This is a genomic window from Lactobacillus sp. B3795 (assembly GCF_026535805.1).
Taxonomy (GTDB): Bacteria; Bacillota; Bacilli; order Lactobacillales; family Lactobacillaceae; genus Apilactobacillus; species Apilactobacillus kunkeei_C.
The window spans coordinates 47426-74414 of record NZ_JAFNPE010000015.1 but is presented as its reverse complement, the minus strand read 5'-3'; the positions used below and the strand labels follow the sequence as shown (position 1 = coordinate 74414).

Below are 26989 nucleotides of genomic sequence, written 5' to 3'. Positions count from 1 at the left end.
AAAGACCTAGCAATTTTGCTAGGTCTTTTTTAATCCAATCTAATTTATACAGTTTATTTATCTTTTTTAAGTTTTCCTTAAGGTTGAGTTTGATAGATTAACTAAAGGTTATAGTGGTAGTAGAATAAAATTGTGAAGCTTAAGGACGTTGATTTCATAGGTATTTAACCAAATTTAATCTACAATCAGTTTTGTCATTCACAATGCATTTACGTGAATATTATGTTCAAATTTAAAGGGCTTCAACTTTTGAAATTGGTTAATTTAGTTGTTCGGTTTGTATAAAACACTAAATTAAAAATCCAGAGAGTCAAAAATAATGGGGAGGGCTTTCTTTTGCAATACAATAAGAATGAAATTCAAAAGACCAATGATAAAAAGATTCTACGTAAAGTAAAGAAACAATGGGTTGTAGTCTCATTAGCTTCTTTTGCTTTTCTAGGTGGAACTTCGTTGGCATTAATGTCACACGGAGTCTCCGCGCACGCTGATGATAATGGTAACAACACTTCAGTTGTTCAAGCCAATAGCACTCAGCAATCATCAGATCAAAAGACGGATGATAATAGTCAAATTGCATCAAGCAATGATCAACAAAATCAAAGCAACCAAAATGATGCTAACAAGGATAATGGTCAAAGTACTACTAACAATAGTACTCAAAACCAAAACGATAGCAACAACAATAACGATGATCAACAACTATCAAATCGTTTAGGTTCTAGTGACCAATCCAACAATCGAAACCAAACTACCGACATTGTTAATAATCAATCTGCAGATGCTGCAGCAAACTACCAAAAGCATCTACAAGGTAACACTCAAGATGCTAACGATAACAATGCCCAATATACTCAAGCAATTAACCAAGGGGTTAGTGACGCATACAGTAACCGTAATGCCAACAACGATGACATAACTGATAACAACATCAAGGAATTATACAGTGCTGCTTACCAAGGGGTTAATGCCGACCAATCAAAGAGTATTTCTGATAACATGGCTAGTTCATCAATTGATGATATCAAGAATGCAGCTGCCAACACTTCATCAATGCTATACATTGCCTACAAGTATGGTGTTGATTTCAAGAAGAACGCGGATGATGCATTTAATGATGCTACCACATCAGGATCAGATGATTACACTAAAGGAAGCAATCGTCCTAGTGCTGATTCTGGTTTACAAGCTATGTACGATAACGCCTACATGGGTGTTAGAAACGCTTTAAATCAACAATTCGATTCAAATAACAAGTTCAACACATCTGGATATGATGCCAACCCAGACGATAAGAACGTACCACACAACAACACTAATACCAGTGCTGCTCAATACAAGGCAACCTTCAATAAGATGGTTAACGACTTTAACAACGGCATTGTTTATGCTAACAACAATGCCCAATTTAATAGTGCCATGGTTGCCTCAGGTACTACTAACATTCAAAAGATTGTGTTGACTAACAACATCAGTTCAAGTGGAACTGTTACCAACCTTGGGAACTTGACTATTGATGGTCAAAACAAGTTCTCATTAAGTGGTGCATACACTTTCAACAAGTCCGATAGTGGCTCTGTTGTTAAGATTCAAAACGTTACCAGTCTAGGTAGTTCATACGTTGTAAACGGTAATGGATTCGTTGAATACGATAACGTTAGATACAATGGTACTTTTGACAACCTATTCAATCCAAGTAACGGTAATGGTAACTATGTATTAGGTGCCAATGTATACACTTCAGATGCAACTACCAACAATGGTATCATCACTTACAATGAAACCTACAAGAACTTAAACACCCAAGGTGGTAAGTTCGTTGTTGGTGCCAATGGTCAATACACATTTAATTCATTGATTGCCAACTATATTGTGTTTCAAGAAGGCTCAACCGTTAACTTGAACCCAGTGGAAATTGATAATCATGTATACAAAAGTAGCTGGGGAAAAACAGTTCAAACACCCGATTTAGATTCAACTATCATGCCAAGCTACGGTATTATCGCCAATAACAACATTAACGTGCACACCGGTGCTACCGTTAACATCACATTAGGTAACAATACTAACGGTATCCGTGTTGGAAACATTAACGATCCTTCAGATACTGGATCAGGTGATAGCGGAAACGTTGTTATCAAGGGGACTATCAACCTAGTCGTTCCAGACGGAGTTACACCAACTGCTTTGGATCCTAACTTAGTTAATAGTTCAAAGAACACATCATCTGTTGCTAGTGGATGGAACAACAAGCGTACTGACGCCGTTGTTTGGCTAGGTCATGGTATGCAAATCCTAAGTGGTGGTACCTTCAAGGTTGATGCCAAGATTCCTACTACCGCTAATGGTGGATTGTACAACGCCTTTATCTATGGACCCTACTCAACAATGAAAAACGGTGGTCGTAGAAACCAATCAACAAGTAAGATTATCGTTCAACAAAACGGTACTTTGGATATTAACATGAATACTGGTTCGAAGGACCACCCACTTCGTGTTGCCTTCCTACCAATCGTTGCATTTAATCCAAAGAAGTTTAACTTAACATTGAACGTTACACCGGGGACCTCATTAACCGGTGCAGCTGGTCCAAAGCTAAGTCTATCTTCAATTGATGTCTTTGGTGCCATTTTGGATAATGGAAACATTGACAGTATTAGAACTAGCAGTGGTTACCAACTAAACCCATACATCTATCATTACCGTCGTAATGGTACTGCATTGGGTGAAAATGATGATAACTTTAACAGTAGTGAAATTTTCCAGGATATTAATGGGGTAACCAATGGTTACAAGCCAGCGGGATCTGATAGTAGTAAGAAACGTTTCAGTTTCAGTTATCCATACACTTGGTCAACAATTCCATCAACTGGTGTTACAGACAATGGGGTTAGCTTTGATACCGCTTTTGATTACCTACAATACTTTGTTCAATTGTACGAAGACATTCTTGCAAGTAAGCAACAATACAGCGATCAAGTCCAAAACGGTAACATTGTAACCAACGATACAAGTCGTTCAGGTGCATACAATCCTGATAAAGCAAAGAATGGTGACAATCCAACTCAAGCTGAAATCAATACAGCAATTGCTAATGTTTGGAAGAATGATGTTAGCAGGGTAAATGGTCAAACAGGTGTCTTAAATGATACTACCTGGGCAAGTGGCCTTAATAGTCAAAGATCATATTTGAATGGTCAAACATTCCAAGAAGTTGCTGGAATGAGTAAGAAGGAATTCATTAATAAGCTTAAGAACATTAATGATCCTCAACTACCAGGCATTATCATCAACATTGCCAACGCACTAGGTAAGACTGTTGCAAGTATGTCTAATAATTCAAAGGTTATCAGCAGATTCAATGAAGCCTTTAATGGTAATAATCCAAAGGTTATTTCAGGACAAAACGCCAGAAACGATACTTCCATCGACTTCTCTGGTTCTCCTTCAATTGAATTTGACCACAATATCGAAGTTTACCAAGATAATAATGGTCACTACCATGCTAAGTTTGACGCCACATTAAACAACCCAGGTGACGATGCTAAAGAACACCAAGTTGAAGTTCACTTCGTTACTGGTTCATTTGATGCGAAGTCAAACAACGGTGATGTTTACCGTAATATGTACAAGGCTAATGACAATAGTGAAACATTAGCCCAAACCATTACACTTGATTCAAGCAATTATACTACCCAAAGTGATGGCAGCATCAAGTTCAGTGGCGATATTGATTTAGGAACTAAAGCAGTTGACACTATTGGTATTCGTTTGAATACATTCATGGGTACCGATTTAGCTGATTGGCAAGGATCCCCATACCAACCAATTGCCAGTGTAACTAGTTCCATTCGTCCAGGTAACAACAGTTACCAAACCAACGTTGAAGGTTTCAACAGTGTATGGACTCGTCTAGATGATGGACAAGAACTTAAGTTAAAGGGTAACTACGGTTCCGATAACGATATGCACTCAATTGCTGCTATGCCTACAGCACAAGGATTCTTGAACAATATTAGTGGTATCTTGAGTCACTTAAACGATAGTGATCAAAGTCAATCACAATACTACACAAATAAGACTTCAAGTGATCCACTACCAAGTCCTGAATATCGTGAATATTTAATTAACAACCAAAACATCACACCATTTGATGATTCATCATATAGTGGTGTTGATAGTAATAACACAGATACAAGCTACGCCACAGTCAGAGTTATCGCTTCTAACGGTGCCAAGACTAGACTGGTTGGTATTACTAAACTACCAATTTCAACAATCTTAGGAAATGGTACACTAGATACTTCTAACTACCAAGCTAAGACTGCTTTTACCAAGCTAGCTAGTGACGTATCTAACAACAACAAGGGTTACGCACTTGATTTATCAAAGACTCCAATGAAGCAATACGATAAGTCCACTTACGATATCTACGTTCCAGATGTTCAATTCATGCAAGATGGTACATTGCTACCAATCGATACTCCTTCAGGAAGCAGAATTCCATTCAAGGGGATTGCTAAGGTTGATAAGAATACTGGTAACGTAATTTCCGTAACTCCACAACTACCTGGTTTCGCCGTTGTCCAAAACAACACAGGACTAAACCCTGATAGTTACGGTATGTACACAGTTCAACCAGCTGTTGGTACTGCCACTGTTTACCTAGATGATGCTAATGGTAACCCAACTGGATTAACCGCATCAGTTCAAGTAAAGGGTAACAGTGATGGTTCAGTTAACGCTGTTAAACCAGTAACTATTTCATCAGGTAAGAACGACGGATTACAATACGTCATTGATACTAAGACCAAGATTGGTATTGTTACCGATGCTAACGGTAACCCAACTTACCACGTTCAATTAACCGCAACTAGTGACAAGAAGTACGTCAACGTTGTTACTCCTTCAGGTAGCCCAGTTGATCAAGGTGGTTACAGACGCCAAGATGCCGATGGTACTTTACACACCGTAACCTACCTACCAGGATTCGATTCATCATCAACTACCCAAACCACTGGTTCAGGCGCTAACCAAAAGGATGTTGTGACTCCATCTGCTACACCAGTAACCGTTAAGGTACCGGTATATCAACCAAACTCAACAACTCCATTAACTTTTAACGGTCAACCAGTATACGTTGACGTTTCTGCTCAAGGTCAAAATGACGGTACTTCAAAGATTACCGATGTGAAGGGTAGACAAGTCTTCAACACTGATTCTGGTAAGTACAAGGTTAATGTTGGTGATAATGTGAAGGCATACACTGACAACTCAGGAAATGTCATCACATACGTTGAAGGACAAGTTGATAAGGACGTCATCACCAAGACTCCAGCCGTTCTAGCTGACGGGACAAGTGTTGATGGTGGTGCTACCGTTACAAATAGTGATGGTACATTGACTATCAAACCAGGGATGCCAGGTTTCGATGGTACTAACCCTGGTCAAATGAAGGGTAACAGTGCCGTTGTAGCTCCATCTGCTAACCCAGTTAAGGTTACTGTTCCAGTAATCAGCAGTGTTGACGGAAGTCATGTTGGTAACGTTGATGTGGATGTTCAAGGTAAAAACGATGGTCATTCATACGTTACTAATGTTGATTCACAAAGTAATAGTTTCACAGACAGTAATGGTAATACCTACACCGTTAATACAGGAGCAGCATTAACTCCTCAATACAATGGTGGTAGAGTAACTCCAACAATCATAGTCACTCCTGAAACACCAGCAGACGTCGATTTAGGTGCGGTTACTGACAAGGGTAACCCAATCGCAGCAGGTGCAACTATTCATACAGAAAACGGTGTAAAGAGTTCAATCTCTAAGATGCCAGGTTTCGATGGCAGCACTCCAGCTAACATCGATGCTAACAACCACGCTGTATTGACTCCTTCAAAGAGTCCGGTTCAAACAACTATCAATGTTTACGATGCTCAATCAGGTAAGAACATTGGTACCATGACCGTTCATGTCCAAGGAAACTCTGATGGTAATTCATACATTACATCCGTAGATACTCCAAGCAATGCTACATTGACTGATGGACACAACGGATACAACGTTACAACCGGAACTGCAATTAGTGTGGACCCTAATGATCCAAGCAAGGTCAGCGTATCAGTTAACCCAACTTATGTTGGTACCGAACAAGTCAACGCTGTTACTGATTCAGGTAACGCAATCAAGGGTGGTGCTACCATCTCAGCTAACGCTTCAGGTGGTAAACAAGCTACTGCTAATATCCCTGGATTCACTACAGCAACTAACGCTCAATTTGACAACAACGGTAATGCTGTCTTAGTACCAGCTACCGCACCAGTTCAAACTAACGTTGATATTGTCGATCCTGCAACCGGCCAAAAGGTTGGTACAGCGACCGTAATGGTACAAGGTAACGAAGACGGTAATTCATACATTACCAGTGTCGTTAGTGGCGGTTTCGTCGGAACTCAAGATGCCGATGGTAAGCACTACAGCTACACCGTTACTTCTGGTACTGCACTTGACTTGAACAAGGATAGCCAAGGTAACTACACACCAATTGTTAACGTAACTAAACAAGCATTTAGCTATCAAACAGGTGATAAGGTTCCTATCCAACGTGAAGATGGAACCACACTTCCATTCCCTGGAACAATCAGCTATGACAAAAACGGTCATATGATTGTTACTCCTGATTTGCCAGGATATAACGCAACGCAAAATGACCAAGGTGGTTCATTTAACGTTACAACTAACCAAACTCTCCAATCTGTAAATATTCACATTTACAATGCTTTGACTGGTAGAGATACTAATAAGGTTGTGAACGTATCAATTTACGGTCACAATGATCCTAGAAAGCAAGATACAAAACCTGTATATATTGAAATTCAAGCTGTATCAGATCAACAATCAGACGGTGTTGTTGCTGATACTTCAGATACTACAAAACCAGTTGTTAAGATTACCGATAATGATGGTAACAAGTACACAATCAGTAATGCTTTAGCAGTGAATAAGAACATCTTAGTTCACGTTGCTACTAATAGTTCTGATTCAGATTACTACTACCTATCATTGCTACCAGACGGTACGCCAGCTGACCAACAAACAGTTGATGTTGTTACTGCAAATGGTTCAAGCGTAGGTAAGGGGACTTACAACGCTAATACCGGAAACGGTGCACCATTTGTAACTCCAGACAATCCTGGTTTCACATCATCAAACGCTAAGAAGTACAACGGTCAAGATAAGTACATCGTTACACCAACCACAGCGCAAACTAACATCTCTGTTACAGATGGTAATGGAAATGTGATTGCGCAAAACGTCAGTGTAACAGTAAGTGGTGATAATAACGGTAATACTACAATTACCAAGGTACCAAATAACGGTACTATTACCGGATCTGACGGTAACACTTACCAAATCAGTACTGGTCAAACCATTCAACCAAACCAACCAAACACCGTTGGTAATGGTTACAACACCACTGGTCAACTAGTGGGAATGGGTAACGTCCCTGTCACTTCTGATGGTCAAAATACCAACTCAACTATCAGTAATCTTCCAGTGAAGACTGATGCTGACGGCAATCAAGTGGTTACAAAGAATACAGCAAGTGCGGATGGTTCATACATCATTCCTGCAGGAACTGTTGTAACTAAGGATGCTAACAACCAACCAAGTGTTGATGGTTTTGCATACAACCCAACTGATCAAACCGTTACAATCAGCAATGTTCACTTCATGCACAGAAGAAAATACACTGGCCTAAAAACAAACATCAAGGGTGTACTGGGCCCAGATGGTACTATTACTGTTCAAAAAGACACTACATTAGTCGGCAATGACAACAATGCATACACTGCTAAGGCCAAGACAGTAATTGAAAAGGTTGTTAATGACCAAGGTAAGATTGAATACCATGTTGAAACTGTAAGCAACAAGATTAAACAAGACGTACCTGCAACTGCCGGAGCAAACGGTCCAGTTGTACCAGGTGGTGCAACAGTTAAATACGATCCAAACACAGGTGTAAAGACAGTTACTTCAAACGTTCCTGGATTTGGTTTGGATAACGGCCAAAAGACCGAAACAGTTCCAGCAAACACTGACACTACTCAATTCAAACTAACACCAATCAAGGAAACAATTGATGGTGTACACAACGACCAAAACGGTACAGACACCGGTTCAACTACCGACCAACTACCAATTCAAGGTCATGATGATGGTACTGTCACTGTTGTATCCAACACCACTTCAAAGGATGGCAAGTACGTCGTTCCAGCAGGTGCTAAGGTCACCAAGAATGCTGACGGCACTTACCATGCTGAATCATTATCAAGAAACCCAGACGGCACTGTTACTATTAACAATGCTTCATATGATGGTACTAACGGTACAAGTGTTGTTCAACCAGTTGTGGCCCATCTAAATGATGACGGTTCATTAACTGTTAACAGCGATACTGCCGTTGAAGATGGAAAAGGTAATGTTTACGTTGCTAAGAAGGGCACCAGCATTACTCCAGTAGTTAACCCAGACGGCTCAACTACTTACCACATTGCCAGTCAAGTTCAACAACAAGATCAAGTCGTTCCAGCTAAGGCTGGTAAGAACGGTCAAACTGTCCAAGGTGGCGCAACCATCCATACCAATCCAGATGGAACTAAGACAATTACATCCAACGTTCCTGGATTCACTGGCGCTAATAACGTTTCAATGGACACTGACACCAGTCTTCCAGTTCTAACTCCAGGTGTTACTACATTACCAACTACTCATGCTGATGATGATAAGAGTAATGATACTGGTAAGACAATTTCCAACATGAGTGTTCAAGGACACGATGATGGTTCAATTACCGTTGTTAAGAACACCAAGACCGATGATGGTGCTAATGTTGCCATGGCAAACTCACCAGTTACCAAGAATCCTGATGGAAGTTACCATGTTCAAACTCTTCCATTGGATAACGATGGTAACGTTTTGATTAACGATGCAGCTATTACCGATGACAAGGGTAACAAGATTAACAGTCAAAATATTACTGCTCATCTAAATGATGATGGTTCATTAACATTGAACCAACAAGGCGGCGGTATTCACACCATTACTCAAGACGGTTACGCATACCAAGCTAACAATGGTACTCCAGTCTTTAAGACCGGCAACGGTTACCAAGTTAAGAGTGAAGACGACACAGCAAGAATTACTAATGCCACATTAATCGACGAAAAGGGTAATAAGGTTGATGGAACAGCCTCAATCAATGTTGATAAATCAACTGGTAAGGTGCTACCAAGTTCAGACCTATCAAATGTTGCTACTCTAGGTGGTAACCACGAAGGATACCACATTAGTAATCCTGATACTCAAACCGTTAAGTGGAGCGACGATAATGGTAATGTCGACACCAACGCTTCTGTTAAGGTTGTTGAAAACTATCCATATGATTTCATCAATGATGTTAAGTTCAAGAACTCATATACTGGTGAAGTCTTTACCGATGGTTCCAAGAAATATACTTTGAAGGTTACTCATTCAGATGGAATGCCAATTAATTACGGTACCAAGAATGTTTCCCAAGCAATTGATCAATTGCCAGATAACTATCTATACGATGCTGGTAAGAACATCATTGTTAACAAGAATGCTGACGGCAGTTACGAATATGTAATTCCAGTTGTTCCAACACAAGCTCAACTACCAACAGCCGTTATTGACGGTAAGGATAACCAAGAAAAAGCAGTTACCAAGTTGCCTGTAACCACTGCTAGTGATGGCTCAATCACCACTTCAGAAGATCACGTGGCTAAGGGAATGAATGATGATCCTAACTACTACTTCGTTCCAAAGGGTTCAACTGTTCGTCATGAAGCAGACGGCACTTACCATGCTGACGGATACACCATCCCCGCAAATCCAGATGGTACATTCAACATTACCAATGGACAATACGACAAGGATGAAAACACTTCATACCCAGGTAAGATTACCGCAAACGTTGATCCAGATACTGGTAAGATTACCATCGCCAAGGCCTCAGTAACTAAGGCTCCAGATGGCACAATCTACCAAGTTGATGCAGGGGCTACAGTAACTCCTAAGTATGAAAACGGCGACGTTCAATACCACGTACCCGCACATGCAGTTCCAGCTACTCAAAATATTCCTGCTAAGACCGGTACTAACGGTCAACGCATCGATAATGCTGCCACAGTTATCATCAACCCAGATAACGGTACTAAGACAATTCAATCTAATATCCCAGGATTTGCTGGACAAACCAATGTCCCAGTTGATCAAGATACTGGAAACGTTGTCCTAACACCAACTAACGATGTAGCCAAGGGTGTTCACTTTAACGCTGATGGCAAAGACACTGGTTCAACCGGTGACGTTCCTGTTAAGGGTAACCAAAATGGTGACATTGTCGTTACTAAGAACACCAAGTCAAGCGATGGCAAGTACATGGTTCCGGCTGGTTCTACTATAACTAAGGGAACTGATGGTAATTACCATGCAGAATCATTCCCAGTCAACCCAGATGGAACGATTAACATTCCAAATGGTAGTTATGATGCTTCCGACAACACATCACAACAAGGTAAGCTAATTGCTAAGGTTGATGACAATGGAAACATGACCGTCGCTAAGGCAACTGTTGCTAAGGATGATAAGGGTAATGTTTACATCGCCCACACCAATGCACCAATTACCAAGGAAGTCGGCCCAGACGGCACCGTTTCATATCACGTTAACGCTGAAAAGGTTGCTCAAGATCAACCAGTTCCAGCAAAGGCTGGTCAAAACGGAACCATGGCCGATGGCGCTGCTAAGATTCATGTAAATGATGACGGTAGCAAGACAGTTATTTCAAACGTTCCTGGTTTCAAGGGTTACGATATTCCAGAAGGTCAACCAGTACCAAACCCAGTAGTGCTAACACCTAGTGCAGGCACTATTAATGGAGTTCACATGGATGACATTAATGGTAACGATACTGGTTCAACCACCGACAATGTTCCAGTTATTGGACAAGACGATGGTTCAATCAAGACTACCAAGTCAATCACAACTCCAGACGGTAAGATTATCCTTGCTAACACAACTCTTACTAAGGATAAAGATGGTAACTGGCACGCTCAATCATACCCATACGATGCCGGAAATAGACAGGTAACATTGTCACAACTTCCAATCAAGGATGATAATGGCAACGTTATCGATCACCAAGACGTAGTCGCAAATGTCGACCTAGCAAGCGGGACACTTTCAGTTGCTAACCCACAAGGAGTTCACGCAACCACAAGTACCGATGCATACCAAGCTGATGCTGGAACTCCAATCGTTTCAGATAACAACCACTTGTATGTAAACACCAAAAACGATACTGCCGTTATTCACAACGCTACATTGATTGACGTTCTAAATAATGCCAATGTCGGAAACGGTGAAGTTAGAGTTGATAAGACTACTGGTAACGTCTTAACCGCAAACTTACCAACTACTGGTGGTAACCAAAACGCAGGATTCCATGTTTATGACCCAACCGGTCAAATCGTTCAATGGAGCGATGCAAGTGGTAACGTTGATGACAACGCAATTGTTAGAGTTACCGACAATGCTCCATACCACGAAAACAACCATGTGAAGTTCCTAAACGTTTACAACAACCAAGTATTTACTGATAACACTAATAACCCATCAGTTAAGGTTAACGATGATGACTTACTACCAATCTTTGCTGGTAGTTCAAATGCTGCTCAAGCTGTCACTGGTATTCCAAGTGGATACAGCTACGCTAAGGGTAAGCAAATCACCGTTCAACAAACTAATAATGATGATGACAGTGATAAGGACAAGCGTACTTACATTGTTCCAGTTGTTCCAGCACAAGGTGAAATCACCAATGCTAGCGTCTTGGATCAAAAGGGTGACGTTAAGGTCGACCACAGTCAAACATTACCAGTTCAAACCAACGATGATGGTTCAATCAACACTACCAAGGATGTCATTTCCAAGGGTAAGGATGGCAACTATTACGTCATCACTAAGAACACCTCAGTTGTGCCAAACAGTTCTGGCGATGGTAGTTACACCGCTCAAGGTAGCAAGTTAGTTGCTAACCCAGATGGTACTGTTGATATCGATAAAGCTCATCTAGATGACAAGACTGATCCTTCCAAGTCTGTAATTGGTAAGGTTTCAGCAAACGTCGATCCATCAAACGGCACAATGACTGTCAACAAGACCACTGTCGTAACTGATCCAACCGACCCAACTAAGGCATACCAAGTAAATCCTGGTGACCCAATCACTATCACTAAGGATGACAACGGTGAACCTGAATATCACATTCCAGCTACGATTATCGAACAAGATAAGAAGGTTCCTGCCCAAACCGGTCAAAACGGTACAGTTCAAGACAATGCTGCTACAATTCATGTAAATAATGATGGTAGCAAGACAATCATTTCAAACGTTCCTGGATTTACTGGTGACACCATTCCAAATGGTGAACCACTACCAACTAACCCAGTATTGAAGCCAACTACTGGTACCATCGATAATGTTCATATCCTAGATAACGTTGGAAAAGATACTGGATCAACCATTGATAAACTTCCAATTCAAGGTCAAAGCGATGGCACAATTAAGGTAACTCAACCTGTAACTACTCCAAACGGTAGAATCATTCTACCTGGTAGTGAAGTCACCAAGGATAGCAATGGTAACTGGACAGTTCCATCATATCCATATGATGCAGGTACTCGTCAGGTAACATTGCCAAACGTTGCTGTGAAGGATGAACAAGGTAACGTTATCGGTGTTCGTGATGTCCACGCCAACATCGATTTGAACAAGGGCACAATGACTCTTGCTGATGAAAACGGTGTTCACATTGTTAAGGGCAAGCAAGCATATCAAGCAAATGCTGGTACCCCAATTAACAACAACAATGGGGCATTCTCATTGACTGCCAAGGATGATACCGCCGTAATCAATAATGCTACATTCATTGATAATAACGACGGTGCGCCTAAGGGTAACGGTCAAGTTATCATCGATAAGACCACTGGTCATGTTCTAGACGCTAACTTACCTAGTGGCGGATATGAAAACAATGGATTCCACGTTTACAACCCAGACTCACAAGTGGTTGATTGGATGGATAACAACGGAAACGTTGATCCAAATGCCAAGGTTGTAATTGCTGATAACTCACCTTACTCAGCAAGAAATAACGTTCAATTCATTGATATCTACACCAACAAGCCAGTTTCAGCTGACACTACTAAGTACTTCATCTACGCAAGTGATAAAGATAATACTCCTATCTATGCAGGTGGTGCGGACGCCTACAAGGCTGTTCCATCAATTCCAGATGGATACAAGTACGCAACTGGTAGACAAATTCAAATGGTTACTGACCCAACTGATAAAACTAAGATCTTATACCAAGTACCAATTTACCCATCTAAGGGTCAAATTGATAACGCCTCAGTTTACGATCAAGCCGGTAGCGTTCAAGTTGACCACGGTCAAACACTACCAGTAACAACTGACGATAACGGTAACATCACCACAAACGATAATGTCATTGCCAAGGGTAAAGATGGTAACTACTACATCATCCCAAGTGGTTCAAACGTCAACATGAACCCATCTGACCAATCATATGAAGCTGTTGGTAGCAAGTTGAACTCACCAAGTGATGGAATCGTTAATATTCCAAATGCTCACTACGATGACAAAGATGATAAGACAATGTCTGCTGTTGGACCAGTAACTGCTAAGGTTGACCCTGAAAAGGGTACAATGACAGTTGCTAAGACGGCAGTTGTCAACGATCCAACTAACCCAGGCAGAGCTTACCAAGTCAACGAAGGCGACGCAATTACCATCAAATCAGATGGTAAGGGTGGTGTTGAATACCATATGGATGCCACTCCAATTGACCAAGATAAGTCAATCGATGCTCAATTAGGTGACAATGGTAAGACTCAACCAAACGGTGCCAAGGTTCATTACAACAGTGATGGTACTAAGGATATCGTTTCAAACGTTCCTGGATACACTGGTCAAACTGGGCTACCAAACGATGCTGATACCAGTCATGCTAAGTTGACTCCAGTTAACGATGTTGCTCACGACGTATCATTTGATACTGATAAGAAGGCCACTGGTTCAACTGGTGACGTTCCAGTTAAGGGTGATAACGATGGTAATATCGTTGTGACTCAAAACACCAAGTCAACCGACGGTAAGTACATGATTCCAAAGGGAACCAACATTACCAAGGGTGACAATGGCAAGTACCATGGTGATTCTCTACCAGTCAACGAAGACGGCACCGTAACTATTAATAACGCTAACGTTAACGATAGTAAGGGTGATACTAAGGCTCACAAGGACTTAGTAGCCAACGTTGACGATCAAGGTAACATCACAACTGCCAAGGATGAAATTGCTAAGGGTGATGACGGCAATGATTACATCATTCCTGCCGGTTCACCTGTAACCAAGAACCCTGCAACTGGTCAATACCAAGTAGCCGGAAATCCTCTTCCAATTAAGGATGGCAAGGTTACAATCGACAATGCCCACTATGATGACAAACTAGAACCAGGTAAGGGTGTCATCAACAGTATCGTGGCAAACGTCGATGAAAACACTGGTAAGCTAACCGTAAGTCAAGACACTGTTGTACCTGATCCAAGTGATCCAAGTCGTGTCTACAAGGCAACTGCCGGTGATCCAATGACCATCAAGCCTGATGGTAAGGGTGGTGTTGAATACCACGTTGATGCAACTCCAATCGTCCAAGACGAAAAGGTTCCAGCACAACCTGGTAAGAATGGTAAGGCTCAACCAGATGGCGCAACCATCCACTACAACGGTGATGGTACTAAGGATGTCATCTCAAACATCCCTGGTTACGCTGGCCAAACAAACGTACCATTTAGTCAAGACACTACTAAACCAGTATTGACTCCAACTCAAGGTACTGCTTCTGATGTCCACTTCGATAACGGTGGTAAGGATACCGGTTCAAAGGCTGACCTACCTGTTAAGGGTGATGACGATGGAAACATCATCGTAACCAAGACTACTAAGTCAACCGACGGTAAGTACGTAATTCCAGCTGGAACTACAATTACTAAGAATGATGACGGCACTTACCATGGTGATTCACTACCAATCGATGCAAACGGTGATGTTGATATCGCCAACGCTAACATCGTTGATGATAGTGGTCATCCACAAGCTCAAGCTGACTTTAAGGCCAGAGTTGATGACAATGGAAACATCGTGACAACTAAGACCAAGGTCATTAAGGGTAACGATGGTAACTACTACATTGTTCCTGCTGGTTCATCAATCACCAAGAATAAAGACACTGGAGCATACCAAGTAAACGGTACTAAGATGTCAACCAACGCTGATGGTACTCTAAACATCGATAATGCATTCTACGATGATAAGAATGACAATACTAAGTCAGTCATTGGACCATTGGTTGCTAAGGTTGATCCAAATACCGGTGACTTAACAGTTGCTAAGACCTCAGTTGTAACTGACCCAACCATTCCACACCGTGCTTACCAAGCCGATGCTGGTGAACCAATTACAATTGAAGTTGATGAGAACAACAATGTTTCATACCATGTTGCCGCAACCCCAATTCAACAAGATGAAGCACAACCAGCTCGTCCTGGTGAAAATGCAAAACCTGTTGATGATGCGGTAACTATTCACACTAATAACGATGGCTCAAAGACAATTGAATCCAACGTCCCTGGTTACGCTGGAACTACTATTCCAGAAGGTCAACCAGTACCAAGTGATCCAGTATTAACACCTGTTAATGATGAAATTAACGATGTTCACTTCAACCACGGTGGCAATGATACTCAATCAATTGGTAACATCCCAGTTAAGGGTGACGGTAATGGAGCAATTATTGTAACTAAGCCAACTCGTTCAAGTGATAACAAGTACTTGGTACCTGCTGGGTCAACAGTTACCAAGAGTCAAGATGGAAGCTACCATGTTGAATCATTCCCAATCAACGCTGACGGCACAATTACAATTGACAATGCGCACCTCGATGCCAGTGATAAAACCTATGCAATTGGAAAAGTGATCGCCAAGCTTGATGGCAATGGCAACTTGATTGTTCAACACAAATCAGTTGTTAATAATGGTCATGGTTACAACTACACTGCTAATGAAAATACAATCATTAAGGTAGTTGTTAATAGCGATGGTACAACAACCATGCATGTAGTTGCGGTTAAGAGTCGTGCAGGTGAATCCCCTGAATCTGCCGGTAGAAAACGTGCTGCTAAGCTATTACCAGTTGAAAACTTGAAGCACAAGGATGCCGATTATGTATCTAGATACATGAAAGCATACAAGGCCGAATTGAAGAGAAAGGCTCCTTCATATGTATACAGTGTGAAGGGACTATACCTACACAGTTCAGCTCACTTCACAATCAAGAATCGTGTGAAGGGTTATGCTAAGAAACCAAGAAGATTAGCACATGTCTTCAAGGTTAGAGGCGTTGTTCTAGATCATAACAAGTACCCACGTCTAAAGGTTAATGGTGGTTACATCTACTTCAACAAGAACATTAGGGATGCATACTACCGTACTAACCATCCATTATTCCGTGTCATCAGAAAGACTGGAGTATTGGTTCACACAGACAAGAAGTTCCATTACGGCAAGAGACGTGTAATTAGACTTCGTCGTGGAGCATTAATCCACGTTAAGAAGGTTGTTAAGTACTACAGAATTACTCGTCTATACATTGGTAATGGCCAATATGTAACTTCTAACAAGACTTATGTTGCGCTTGCTAAGAAGAAGAGAGCACCACTTTACGTTTACTGGACAAACAAACGTGGAGTTTACGTAAATACTCACTTCACTCGCAAGAATGCCGTTAAGTACTTCTCTAAGAGACCAAGAAATAAAGCTAACGCATACAAGGTATTGAGAATAGTCAAGACTAAGAACGGTACTAAGTACCGCATTAAGAAGGGCTACATCAATGCTAAGGGCACAATTCCAGCATATTACGTTCGTCGTACTAAGCTAATTCGTGTCATCAGAAATAGGGGCATCTTAGTTCACAATGCTAAGAAGTTCACTAAGCGTAATGCAGTTAAGCATTTCAGAAAGAACGCATTGATCCGAGTACAAAGCGTAGCAAGATTCTACGGAATTACCAGATTCTACATTGGACATGGTGAATACATCACGGCTAATAAGACCTGGGTTAACAGAATTAAATAGAATCTAAAAATACCCGTTAGGATTTTTCCTAACGGGTATTTTTTATACTTTTGTCTAAATTTGGACCATCACTCCAGAAAAATAAGAAAAAATCTCAGCGAAATATTAAGGAATTATTTACTTTTTTAAGATTTTATAAAATCGATGTTTTAAGCGAGAAATCGCGGTATTAATAGGATATTATATTCGTTGTATAAAAGCGATTTTATAGGTTTATCACTGAAAATTTAAAGAGGAGGTGCCTTTTCATTGAAATACAATAAGAGAAAAATAAGAAAGCTAAACGACAAGAAAATGTTGAAAAAAGTAAAGAAAAACTGGGTTGTAGTATCCGTTTCTTCTTTTGCGCTTTTTGGTGCGGCTAGTTTTACTTTGATGACAACTCAAGTTAGTGCAAATGCTGATGAAACGACAAAAGGTCAAGCAGCCGCAGTTGTGGATCAAAGTACTTATTCAAGCAATCAATCAAAGAGCCCAGTAGTAACAAGTAACACCAGTTCAACATCGTCTTCACAAAGCAGTTCAAGTAGCGTTCAAGCTAGTAGTTCAGCTTCAAGTGTAAACACATCGGTAAGTAGTGTTAGTAGTTCAAATGTGCAATCAAATTTAGACACTAGTACCAATAATAGTCAAAGTAGCGATTCTAATAATTCACTAACAGGGGTTAGTTTGTCCGAAGCTCAAGCCATCATTGACCAAATGGCTTCATCAGCACAAAGTGATATTGATAGTAATGCTGCCGTGTATCGTGCTAACTTGGCGCAAGGCTTAAGCTATCGTGATAACTTTGGATCAACACCTCAAACTGTTTATTTCAATGATGCCAATGGAATGCAACAACTTGGTGGTGGTGCATCCCGAGGTTTTATGGCGAACAACACCAATCCCAATAATTATCAAATTTTAAATTCAGCAACACCTAGTGCAAACAACGTTAACCAATTAAATAACGCTAACAATATTAATAGTCCAGGTACGACTTATGTTATAACTGCCAATGCACCACTAAATATAAGTTATTTAGGAACACCAACTGTAACAGTTGAAGTTAAGGGGACTAACCCAACTTTCCTAACACCAGTAACATTCGTTGATGCCAACGGAAATGCAATTACAGGAACAGATGGTAATAACGCTGTTGGGATGGCCGTTTTAAATAGTTCAACTAATGCTTTGCAAAAGGTAACTAGTTACTACAATCTTAACGGTACTAACTACGTAGCAAACGTTGGATCACAATTGAGCATGAACTCAAACTACGTCTACGTTGTAACATTGGTACCTGCTGCAAAACCAAAGCCATTGAACTTCTATAACACTAGTGGTCAATTGGTCGCAACCGGTACAGTTAACATTAATAACGACGGTAGCATTACTAACACATACACATTGGGGAACTTACCAACTCAATACTACTATGTACCAAATGCTGCGACTCCAAGCATCACTGCAGATGCTAACAACAGCGGACAATACGCAGTCATTGTTAACCAACAAACTGCAACATTGAACTTCGTAACTCCAAACAATCAAGTTCTAACAGACAGCAACAATAATCAATTGACTGGTTCTGTTTACCTAAACTCAGATGGATCAACCACCATCAACGATACTACCAGCATTAATGGTAGTGGATACCACGTAGCACCAAATGCTAAAGCTGTATCTAACGGTAATGGAACTTACTCAATTGCTGTCCTAAAAAATGCTAGAACATCAACAGTAACATTCACTAGTAAGGGTGTACCGGTAGTCGATAACAGTGGAAACACTGCGGTAGGTCAAGTTAACGTTAACGGAAACAACGTTCCACAATTAGTTGACTATGGAAACCTAGCTAACAGTAACTACCACATCAGTCCTAACGGTCAATTGATTAAGGACGCAAACGATGACAACTTTACTATGGAAGTTGTTTTAAACAAACTAAGCAACTTCTCAAGTGCAACTTTTGTTGATGGTAATGGTGGTACCCATGGTCAAGGAACAATTACATTTGATGCTAATAACAATCCTAAATTAATCGATAACGGCAGTTTAGATATCAACAACTACTACGTCGTAAATGGACAAGTTACTAACGTTAATGGCCAATACCAAGTATTGGTAAATCCTGACGTAGTGAATAATCAAGCGTCATTAACATTCGTTGATGCGAATGGAAACGCTCATGGTACAGGGCTAGTTGCGTTTGATGCCAACAATAACCCAAAAATTGCCAGTGTTGGAACTTTTGACAGTAATAACTACTACATGGTTAACGGCCAAGTGGTTACAGTAAATGGTCAATACCAAGTAGTCGTTAACCCATACTCAATCAGCAGTACTTTACCGGTATACTTTGTTGATAGCAATGGTGGAAACCATGGTCAAGGATCCATCGTTTTAAATGCAAATAACACACCTAGATTGGTTGATAATGGAACTTTTGATAGTAATAACTACTACATGACAACCGGTCAAATTATCAACAATAATGGTCAATACCAAATCAACGTTACTCCAACAGTAAACGTTGTTTACTACCCAATCCAATTCATGGATTCAAGTGGTAGATATGTAAGTGGACAAGGACAAGTTGCAGTGTACAACGGTAATACTAATAATCCTGTTGTAACTTCAGTTACATCTTTGGATAATAACTATTACCTAAACAATCAAAACTCTACAGGTCATGTAATACCACAATTGTGGAACGGAACAGCATATATCTATGTTCTTCCAAAACCACAAGTGGCCGATTCATTGGCTGCTGCAAGCAGTTCTTCTGCAGCTGCTTACATTCAAAGCTCACAGGCTGCACTTAGCCAATCAATCACAAACGCAATTAATTCAGCTTCTAGCCAAGCAAATTCAATTGCTAACAGTATTGCAGCATCCAATTCTGCAATCGCTAGTGCAAACTACCAAAACTCACTAACAACAATTCAAAACCAATCATTACAAGCTGCTCAACAAGCAGCTCAAGCATCACAACAAGCTTCAAGTTATGCTCAATCATTGATTGCTTCTGCTAACAGTGCATTACAAAGTTTGAGTAGTTCAGCTTCAATTGATAAGGCTAACGCAATTAGTCAAACATTGACTTCAGTGCAATCATCAGCCCAATCAGTCCAAGCTTCATTGAACACACAAAACGCCCAACAGTTGGCACAACTACAAACTCAATACAACAACAGTTTGGCTGCCGCATCCAACCAAGCAGTCATCGATAAGAGTAATGCGGTTCAATCAGCGACCGATTCAATGAATGCTGTTAACCGTCAAAAGATTAACGACATTAACGCGCAAATTCAACAAATGCTAAACGGATTGGCTCAAAAGTCCATCGCTGATTCACAAGCTGCTAAAACACTTGCCGATTCATTAAGATCAAGTGCTGTTGCCAGTGTTCAACAATCAGCTGCCGGTGTAATGACTCAATTAACTAGTCAAAACCAAAGCTTGACTAACAGCTTGAACACCAGTTACCAAACCACGCTACAAACATTGAGCGATTCTGCCAACAATGCAATCAACAGTGCTGCTACATCAGCTGCTAATTCAATGAGTGCATCAGCACAAGGTGTATTGACTAGCACAATTGCTTCACTACAAGCACAATACGCTCAAAGTAGTTCAGCACAACAAGCGCAATACCTTGCAGCTTCAACTGCCGCTTCACAAGCTGCCCAAACTGCACTAAACAACGCAATTACAAGTGTTACTAGTTCAGCTAATGATACTTTTGCTAAACAAAGTGCGGACAACTCTTCAGCAGTCCAAAGTTTACTAAACAAGAGCACTGCCGATTCAAAGGCAGCATCACAACAAGCAGCACAAAATCTTGCTGACGCATTGTCTGCTGCTAGTGTGACTGCAAAGCAAAATGCCGATAGTTTAGTTAAATCAATTACTGATGCTAACAACGCAGCAATTGCCGCACTTCAACAAAAGAGTGAAGCAGATTCAAAGGCAGCTGCTGACAGTGCAACTGCAGCAATAAACAGAGCAGTTCAATCTGCAATTGATGATGCTAACGCTAAATCAACAGCAACATCAATTGCCAACTCACAAGCAGTTGATCAATTGAAGGCTAAGTACCAATCAGACTCAATGCAAGCATCTAACGATGCCCAATCAGCAATGAGTAGTGCGGTTAAGTCAGCCCAAGATTCAGCTAACTCTTTAGCTCAATCTGTTGCTCAACAAAATCAAGATGAGATCAATAATCTACAATCAAAGGCTAAGCAAGATGCAATTAACGCATCTAACAGCGCGGATGCAGCAATTTCACAAGCTGCTGATAACGCTAAATCATTAGCTGAAAGCAAGGCTGTCGAAGATTCAAAAGCCGTTTCTTTAGCTAATGCACAAAAGATTAACGATCTTCAAACTCAATACAACAGCAGCATGCAATCAGCTCAAAATTCAGCTGCCGAAGCAATGAACAGTGCGGTTAAGTCAGCCCAAGACTCAGCTAATTTACTTGCACAATCAGTTGCACAACAAAACCAAAACGCAATCGATAGCTTACAATCAAAGGCAAAACAAGATTCAATTAATGCATCTAATAGTGCTCAATCAGCAATCGCTCAAGCTGTTCAACAAGCCCAAAGCGATGCTCAAGCAAAGGCTGATGCAGATTCAAAGGCCGTTTCTTTAGCGAACTCACAAGCCATTGTTGATTTACAAAGCAAGGCCCAAGACGACCTAAACAACGCTTCACAACAAGCAAATAGCGCAATGAGAAGTGCTATCAAGTCAGCCCAAGACTCAGCAAGTAATGAAGCCACACAACTATCTTCAGCTAACGCTAAAGCAATTGAAGATCTAACAAACAAATCAATTGCTGACTCAAAGGCCGCAGCTCAAAAGGCTCAAGACGACATGAATTCTGCTGTTGCCTCAGCGATTTCATCAGCGCAAAATGATGCTGATTCAAAGATTGCTTCATTATCTGCTGAAAATAGTAAGGCAATTGATGCCATCAACGCTCAAAAGAGTCACGAATTGAATCAAGCCCAAAGCAGTGCAACCACTGCAATTAGTGACGCTGTTTCAAAGGCATCAAGTGAAGCATCTAGTCAAGCTTCAACAGAATTCTCTGCTCAAAGTAGTGCCAACTCTGTTGCTATTGATGACTTAAACAAGAAGAAAGAACAAGACCTATCAAGTGCAGCCGACAGTGCGCAAGCAGCAATTTCCAGTGCGGTTAAGTCAGCTCAAGACATTGCATCTCAACAAGCTGCTCAACAAATTCAATCAATTGCCGATTCAAACGCTAAAGCAATTAGTTCATTGAACCAAAAGGCAATTGATGATTCAAATGCTGCCGTTTCACTAATGAACTCAACTGTGAACGCTGCTGTATCACAAGCTAAGAGCCAAGCTGAATCAATTGCAGCTGCACAATCAACTGCGACTTCAATTGCCAACTCCAAGGCAATCGACGATTTGATTGCTAAGTCACAATCTGATTCTTCAGCTGCCTCAGTAAATGCTGAAAATGACAAGAACAGTGCCGTATCATCAGCACAACAAGTTCTAAATGATTCATACCAAGCTCAAATTAATACTTTGAACACTGACTATGACAAGATTATTAATGAATTGCGAAATGAAATTAGCAAGGCTAACCAATCACTTGCTAACTTGGAATCAAGTGCAAGCGCGCAAAATAGTTTGAATTCATCAGCAATCACCAGTCTATCTTCAGCTAGTTCAGCTGCTTCTAGTCAAGCTACTTACGATAGTTCTGTTGCGGCTAGTTCCTATGGATCAGTTGTTGCCTCATATGAAGCTGTCATTAACAGTCTAGAAGCTGATAAGAACACTGCTTCTAACGAGGTAACTAAGTACCAACAACAACTAAGCAGCATGCAAAATGATTTCAATACAACCATCTCATTAGCACAAAGTGCTGCCGAAGAAGCCGCAAGACAATCTTCAGCTGCAATTTCAGATGCCGCTTCAACAGCTGCTTCAATTGCCGCACAGCAATCAAAGAACTCATATGAACAAAGTGTTGCTGCTGATAACGCTAGAAGTTCAGCAATTGCTGAAAGACAAAGAATTGCCAACTCATACAGTGATTACATCAGTACCCTACAAAAGGAATCACAAGCTAGTTCTTCCGCAGCGCAAGCTAAGATTGATAGTGCTACCTCTCAAATGAACAGCTACTCAAGCAAGATTACTAGCTTGATGGCTGACAGTTTGGCTGCTGCACTTAAGAATAGTTTAGCGATTACCGAAGCCAATGATAAGGCTGACAGTATTGCTAGTTCATATGCAAAAGAAGTAACTGATCTAAATACCAAGTACGCACAAGATTCTCAAAATGCTGCAACCAGCATCAGTGCGCTTCAAAGTTACGCTAGCAGCTTATCTTCTGCTAATGCCAACTCAATTAGTTCATTGAACAGTTCTTATGCTACTAAGCAAAATCAACTGGCTCAATCATATGAAGCAGCGCAAGCAGACGCAGTTAAGAAAGCTGTCGATGCCGCTAATAGTTTAGCAGCGCAACAATCAACAGCTGCTTCAATTGCGAACTCACAAGCTTTGGATGCTGCTAGAAGCAAAGCAACCACTGATAGTCAAAACGCTGCATCATCAGCCCAAGCGGCTATTCAAAAGGCTGTCGACGATGCAATTGCCCAAGCCCAATCCGTAGCTGCTGCACAATCTAGTGCAACATCAACTGCGAACTCACAAGCATTATCTGCAGCAATCTCAAAGGCTAATGCTGATAGTTTACAAGCATCATCACTTGCTAAGTCCATCATGGATTCAGCAATCGCTTCAGCTCAAAAATCTGTGCAAGATTCAGCCAACTCAGTTTTTGCTAACCAATCATCAGCTAACTCACAATCATTGTCTGATGCCAAATCAAAGGCCGCAGCAGACAGTATTGCAGCTTCAAACTATGCTGATTCATTGATGAGTCAAGCAATCGCTTCAGCCCAATCAGCTGCCAAATTGGTCACCGATGCGCAAATTAAGCAAATTGAAGACTCATACGCAAAGATGCTAAACGAACAAGCTGATCAATACCAAGAAAGCCTATCTGAAGCTAGTCAAGCAGCTGTTTCAGAAAGAGAAAGTGCGGTATCATCAGCTCAATCAGTTGCTAGAAGTATTGCAGAACAACAATCAATTGCGGTCGCTGCTGAGAACTCACAAGCATTGGTTGATGCCCAAAGCAAGGCTAAACAAGATAGTTTGATGGCTGATAGTCTATACAACATCAAGCTAAGTGCTGCTAGTATTGCTGCTCAACAATCAATTACAGCAGCATTGAACAGTCAATCAGCTGCTAACTCAGTAGCATTGAGTTCTGCTCAACAAAAGGCAATTGACGACAGTTCAGCTGCATCAAGCCGTGCCGAATCCGTTAAGAATTCAGCATTGGATTCAGCTAGACAATCAGCACAAGATTCAGCCAACTCTTTGGTTTCTTCACTAAACAGTGCTAACCAAGCTGTTATCTCAGCCGCTCAACAAAAGGCGCAACAAGATAGCTTGGCTGCGCTAGAAAGTGCCCAAAGTGCTATCGATGCTGCTCGTGAGGCACAAAGAAGTATCGCTGCATCACAAATTGCTTCACTACAAGCTAAGTATGAAGATGAATTGAGCTCAGCAAGACAACAATCAACTGCTAACAGTATCGCAGCTCAAAAGAAGGCAGAAAGCGATATCGCTGACGCCGTTTCTGCTGCGAAGAGTCTAACTTCATCACAAGCTCAAGTAACAATTGATTCAATCAATGCTGCCAACTCACAAGCGCTAAGTTCAGCTAATGCTAAGTCAGTAGCTGACAGTATCGCAGCATCTAACAGTGCTCAAGATGCTATTTCAGCAGCCAAATCATTGGCAGAAAGCATTGCTAACTCAAACATTGCTTCATTGAATACTGCCAACTCACAAGCATTGAGCGATGCCCAACAAAAGGCATACAACGACAGCGTTTACGCTTCAAATAATGCCGATTCAATTCGTAGTTCAGCAGTTTCAGCAGCAAAATCAGCTGCCGAAAGTCTAGCTAGTTCACAATCAACAGCTACTTCAATTGCGAACTCACTAGCACTATCAAGTGCTAACTCAAAGGCTAAGGCAGACAGTGAAGCCGCTTCATCAGTTGCTCAATCCGTAATGGATTCAACAATTAACTCAGCTTCAAGTCATGCTGCTAGCGTTGCGAAGTCAATCGCTGATTCCTACGCTGACTCATATGCAAAACAAGTGCAATCATTGAATGATCAAACTTCATCTCAATCATCAGCTGCTAGTCAAGCAATTGAAGATGTGAGAAACACTATGAACAGTTCAGCACAAGCTCAACTAGATAGTTTGGCTCAATCAAATGTCTCAGCTCAACAAGCTATCAAGAGCCACTACGATAGCCTAGTTGAAAATGAACGTAGTAAGGCTCAATCAGCAATCGACAGTGCTGCATCAAGTGCAGCCAGCGTTGCCAAGAGCATTGCTGACAATGACATGAACGCCCAAAAGGCATCATTGGAAAGTCAATACTACGCTTCATCAAATGCAGCTAACTCAACATTTGCTAGTCAAATGGCATCATTGAGTTCACAAGTGGAAAGCGATAAGCAATCAGCAATCGCTCAAGCTAACTCACAAGCAGACAGTATGATGGCAGAAAAGAGAGCTGAATACTCAAGTGCAGTTGCTTCATTGAACGCACAAAGAGATGCCGAATTAAGCTCTCAAGCTAAAGCCAACCAAGAAGCAATGAGTAGCGCACAAAGCGTTGCAGCTAGTCAAGCTGACTCACAAGCTCAAGTAATTAGAGATTCAATTGCCAACAAGTATGAAAATGCAATTAGCATTATCAAGGCGCAACAAGAAGCAATGTCTATTGCTGCCATGAATAATGAAGAATCAAAACTAAGCAGCCAAGCTGCTTCATTGAATGCCCAATATCAAGCTCAATTGGCAGAAGTAACCAAGTCATTAAATGATAAGAATGCAGGTAACGAAGCGTTGATTAATCAATACAAAGCACAAATTGATCAACTAAATGCTCAATTGAATGATGTGAAGGCCAACAACAGTAAGTACTACTCAACTAACGAACCTTCAAACGAATACATCGTATCCGCTCACAAGGGTGTTTGGGTATACGGTAGTACAGAATTCGGTAAGCACGAACGCAAACGTTTCATGCGCTATGGTTCCGAATTCAAGGTTGAAAAGGTAGTTGAATACAATGGAATCACTAGACTATATCTAGGTAATGGTGAATACGTCACTTCCAACAAGAAGTACGTTGCGCTAAGAAATGATTTCGATAACGTTCCTAAGTATGTTTACAATCTAAGCGAAGATAGAAAACATTCTTCTGTTCGCAAGGTCTCAGGATACAGATATGTACACGGTCGTTTACAATTGAAGATCCATGGCCACTTCGTGGATAGTTCCGATTACACAGATGGTTATTACGCCGTTGAACCACAAAACAACGACAGATACTATCGCGTAATTAGACACCAAGGAATTGTTATTTACAACAGTCCAGTTTTTGCCAAGAAGCATGCCGTTGGAAAGATTAGTTCTAACAGCAGAATAAAGGTCGAAAAAGTTGTTCATTACAAGGGCATCACCAGACTATACATTGGTAAAGGTAGATACATTACTGCTAACAAGACCTGGGTTAACAAAGAATAATAAAAAAGCTCCT

The 26989-nt window shown here is 41.0% G+C and carries 2 protein-coding genes; both read left to right on the top strand.

Annotation, left to right across the window (positions count from 1 at the left end):
- Positions 1 to 336 precede the first annotated feature (336 nt).
- Entirely contained in the window at positions 337 to 17304 is a 16968-nt protein-coding gene (locus J3U50_RS06610; RefSeq protein WP_301945882.1) for a DUF5776 domain-containing protein, read from the top strand.
- A 249-nt stretch (positions 17305 to 17553) separates the two neighbouring features.
- Positions 17554 to 26976 carry a DUF5776 domain-containing protein gene (locus J3U50_RS06605; RefSeq protein ID WP_301945881.1) on the top strand — a complete coding sequence of 3141 codons (9423 nt, stop codon included), beginning with the start codon at positions 17554 to 17556 and terminating at the stop codon, positions 26974 to 26976.
- Positions 26977 to 26989 lie beyond the last annotated feature (13 nt).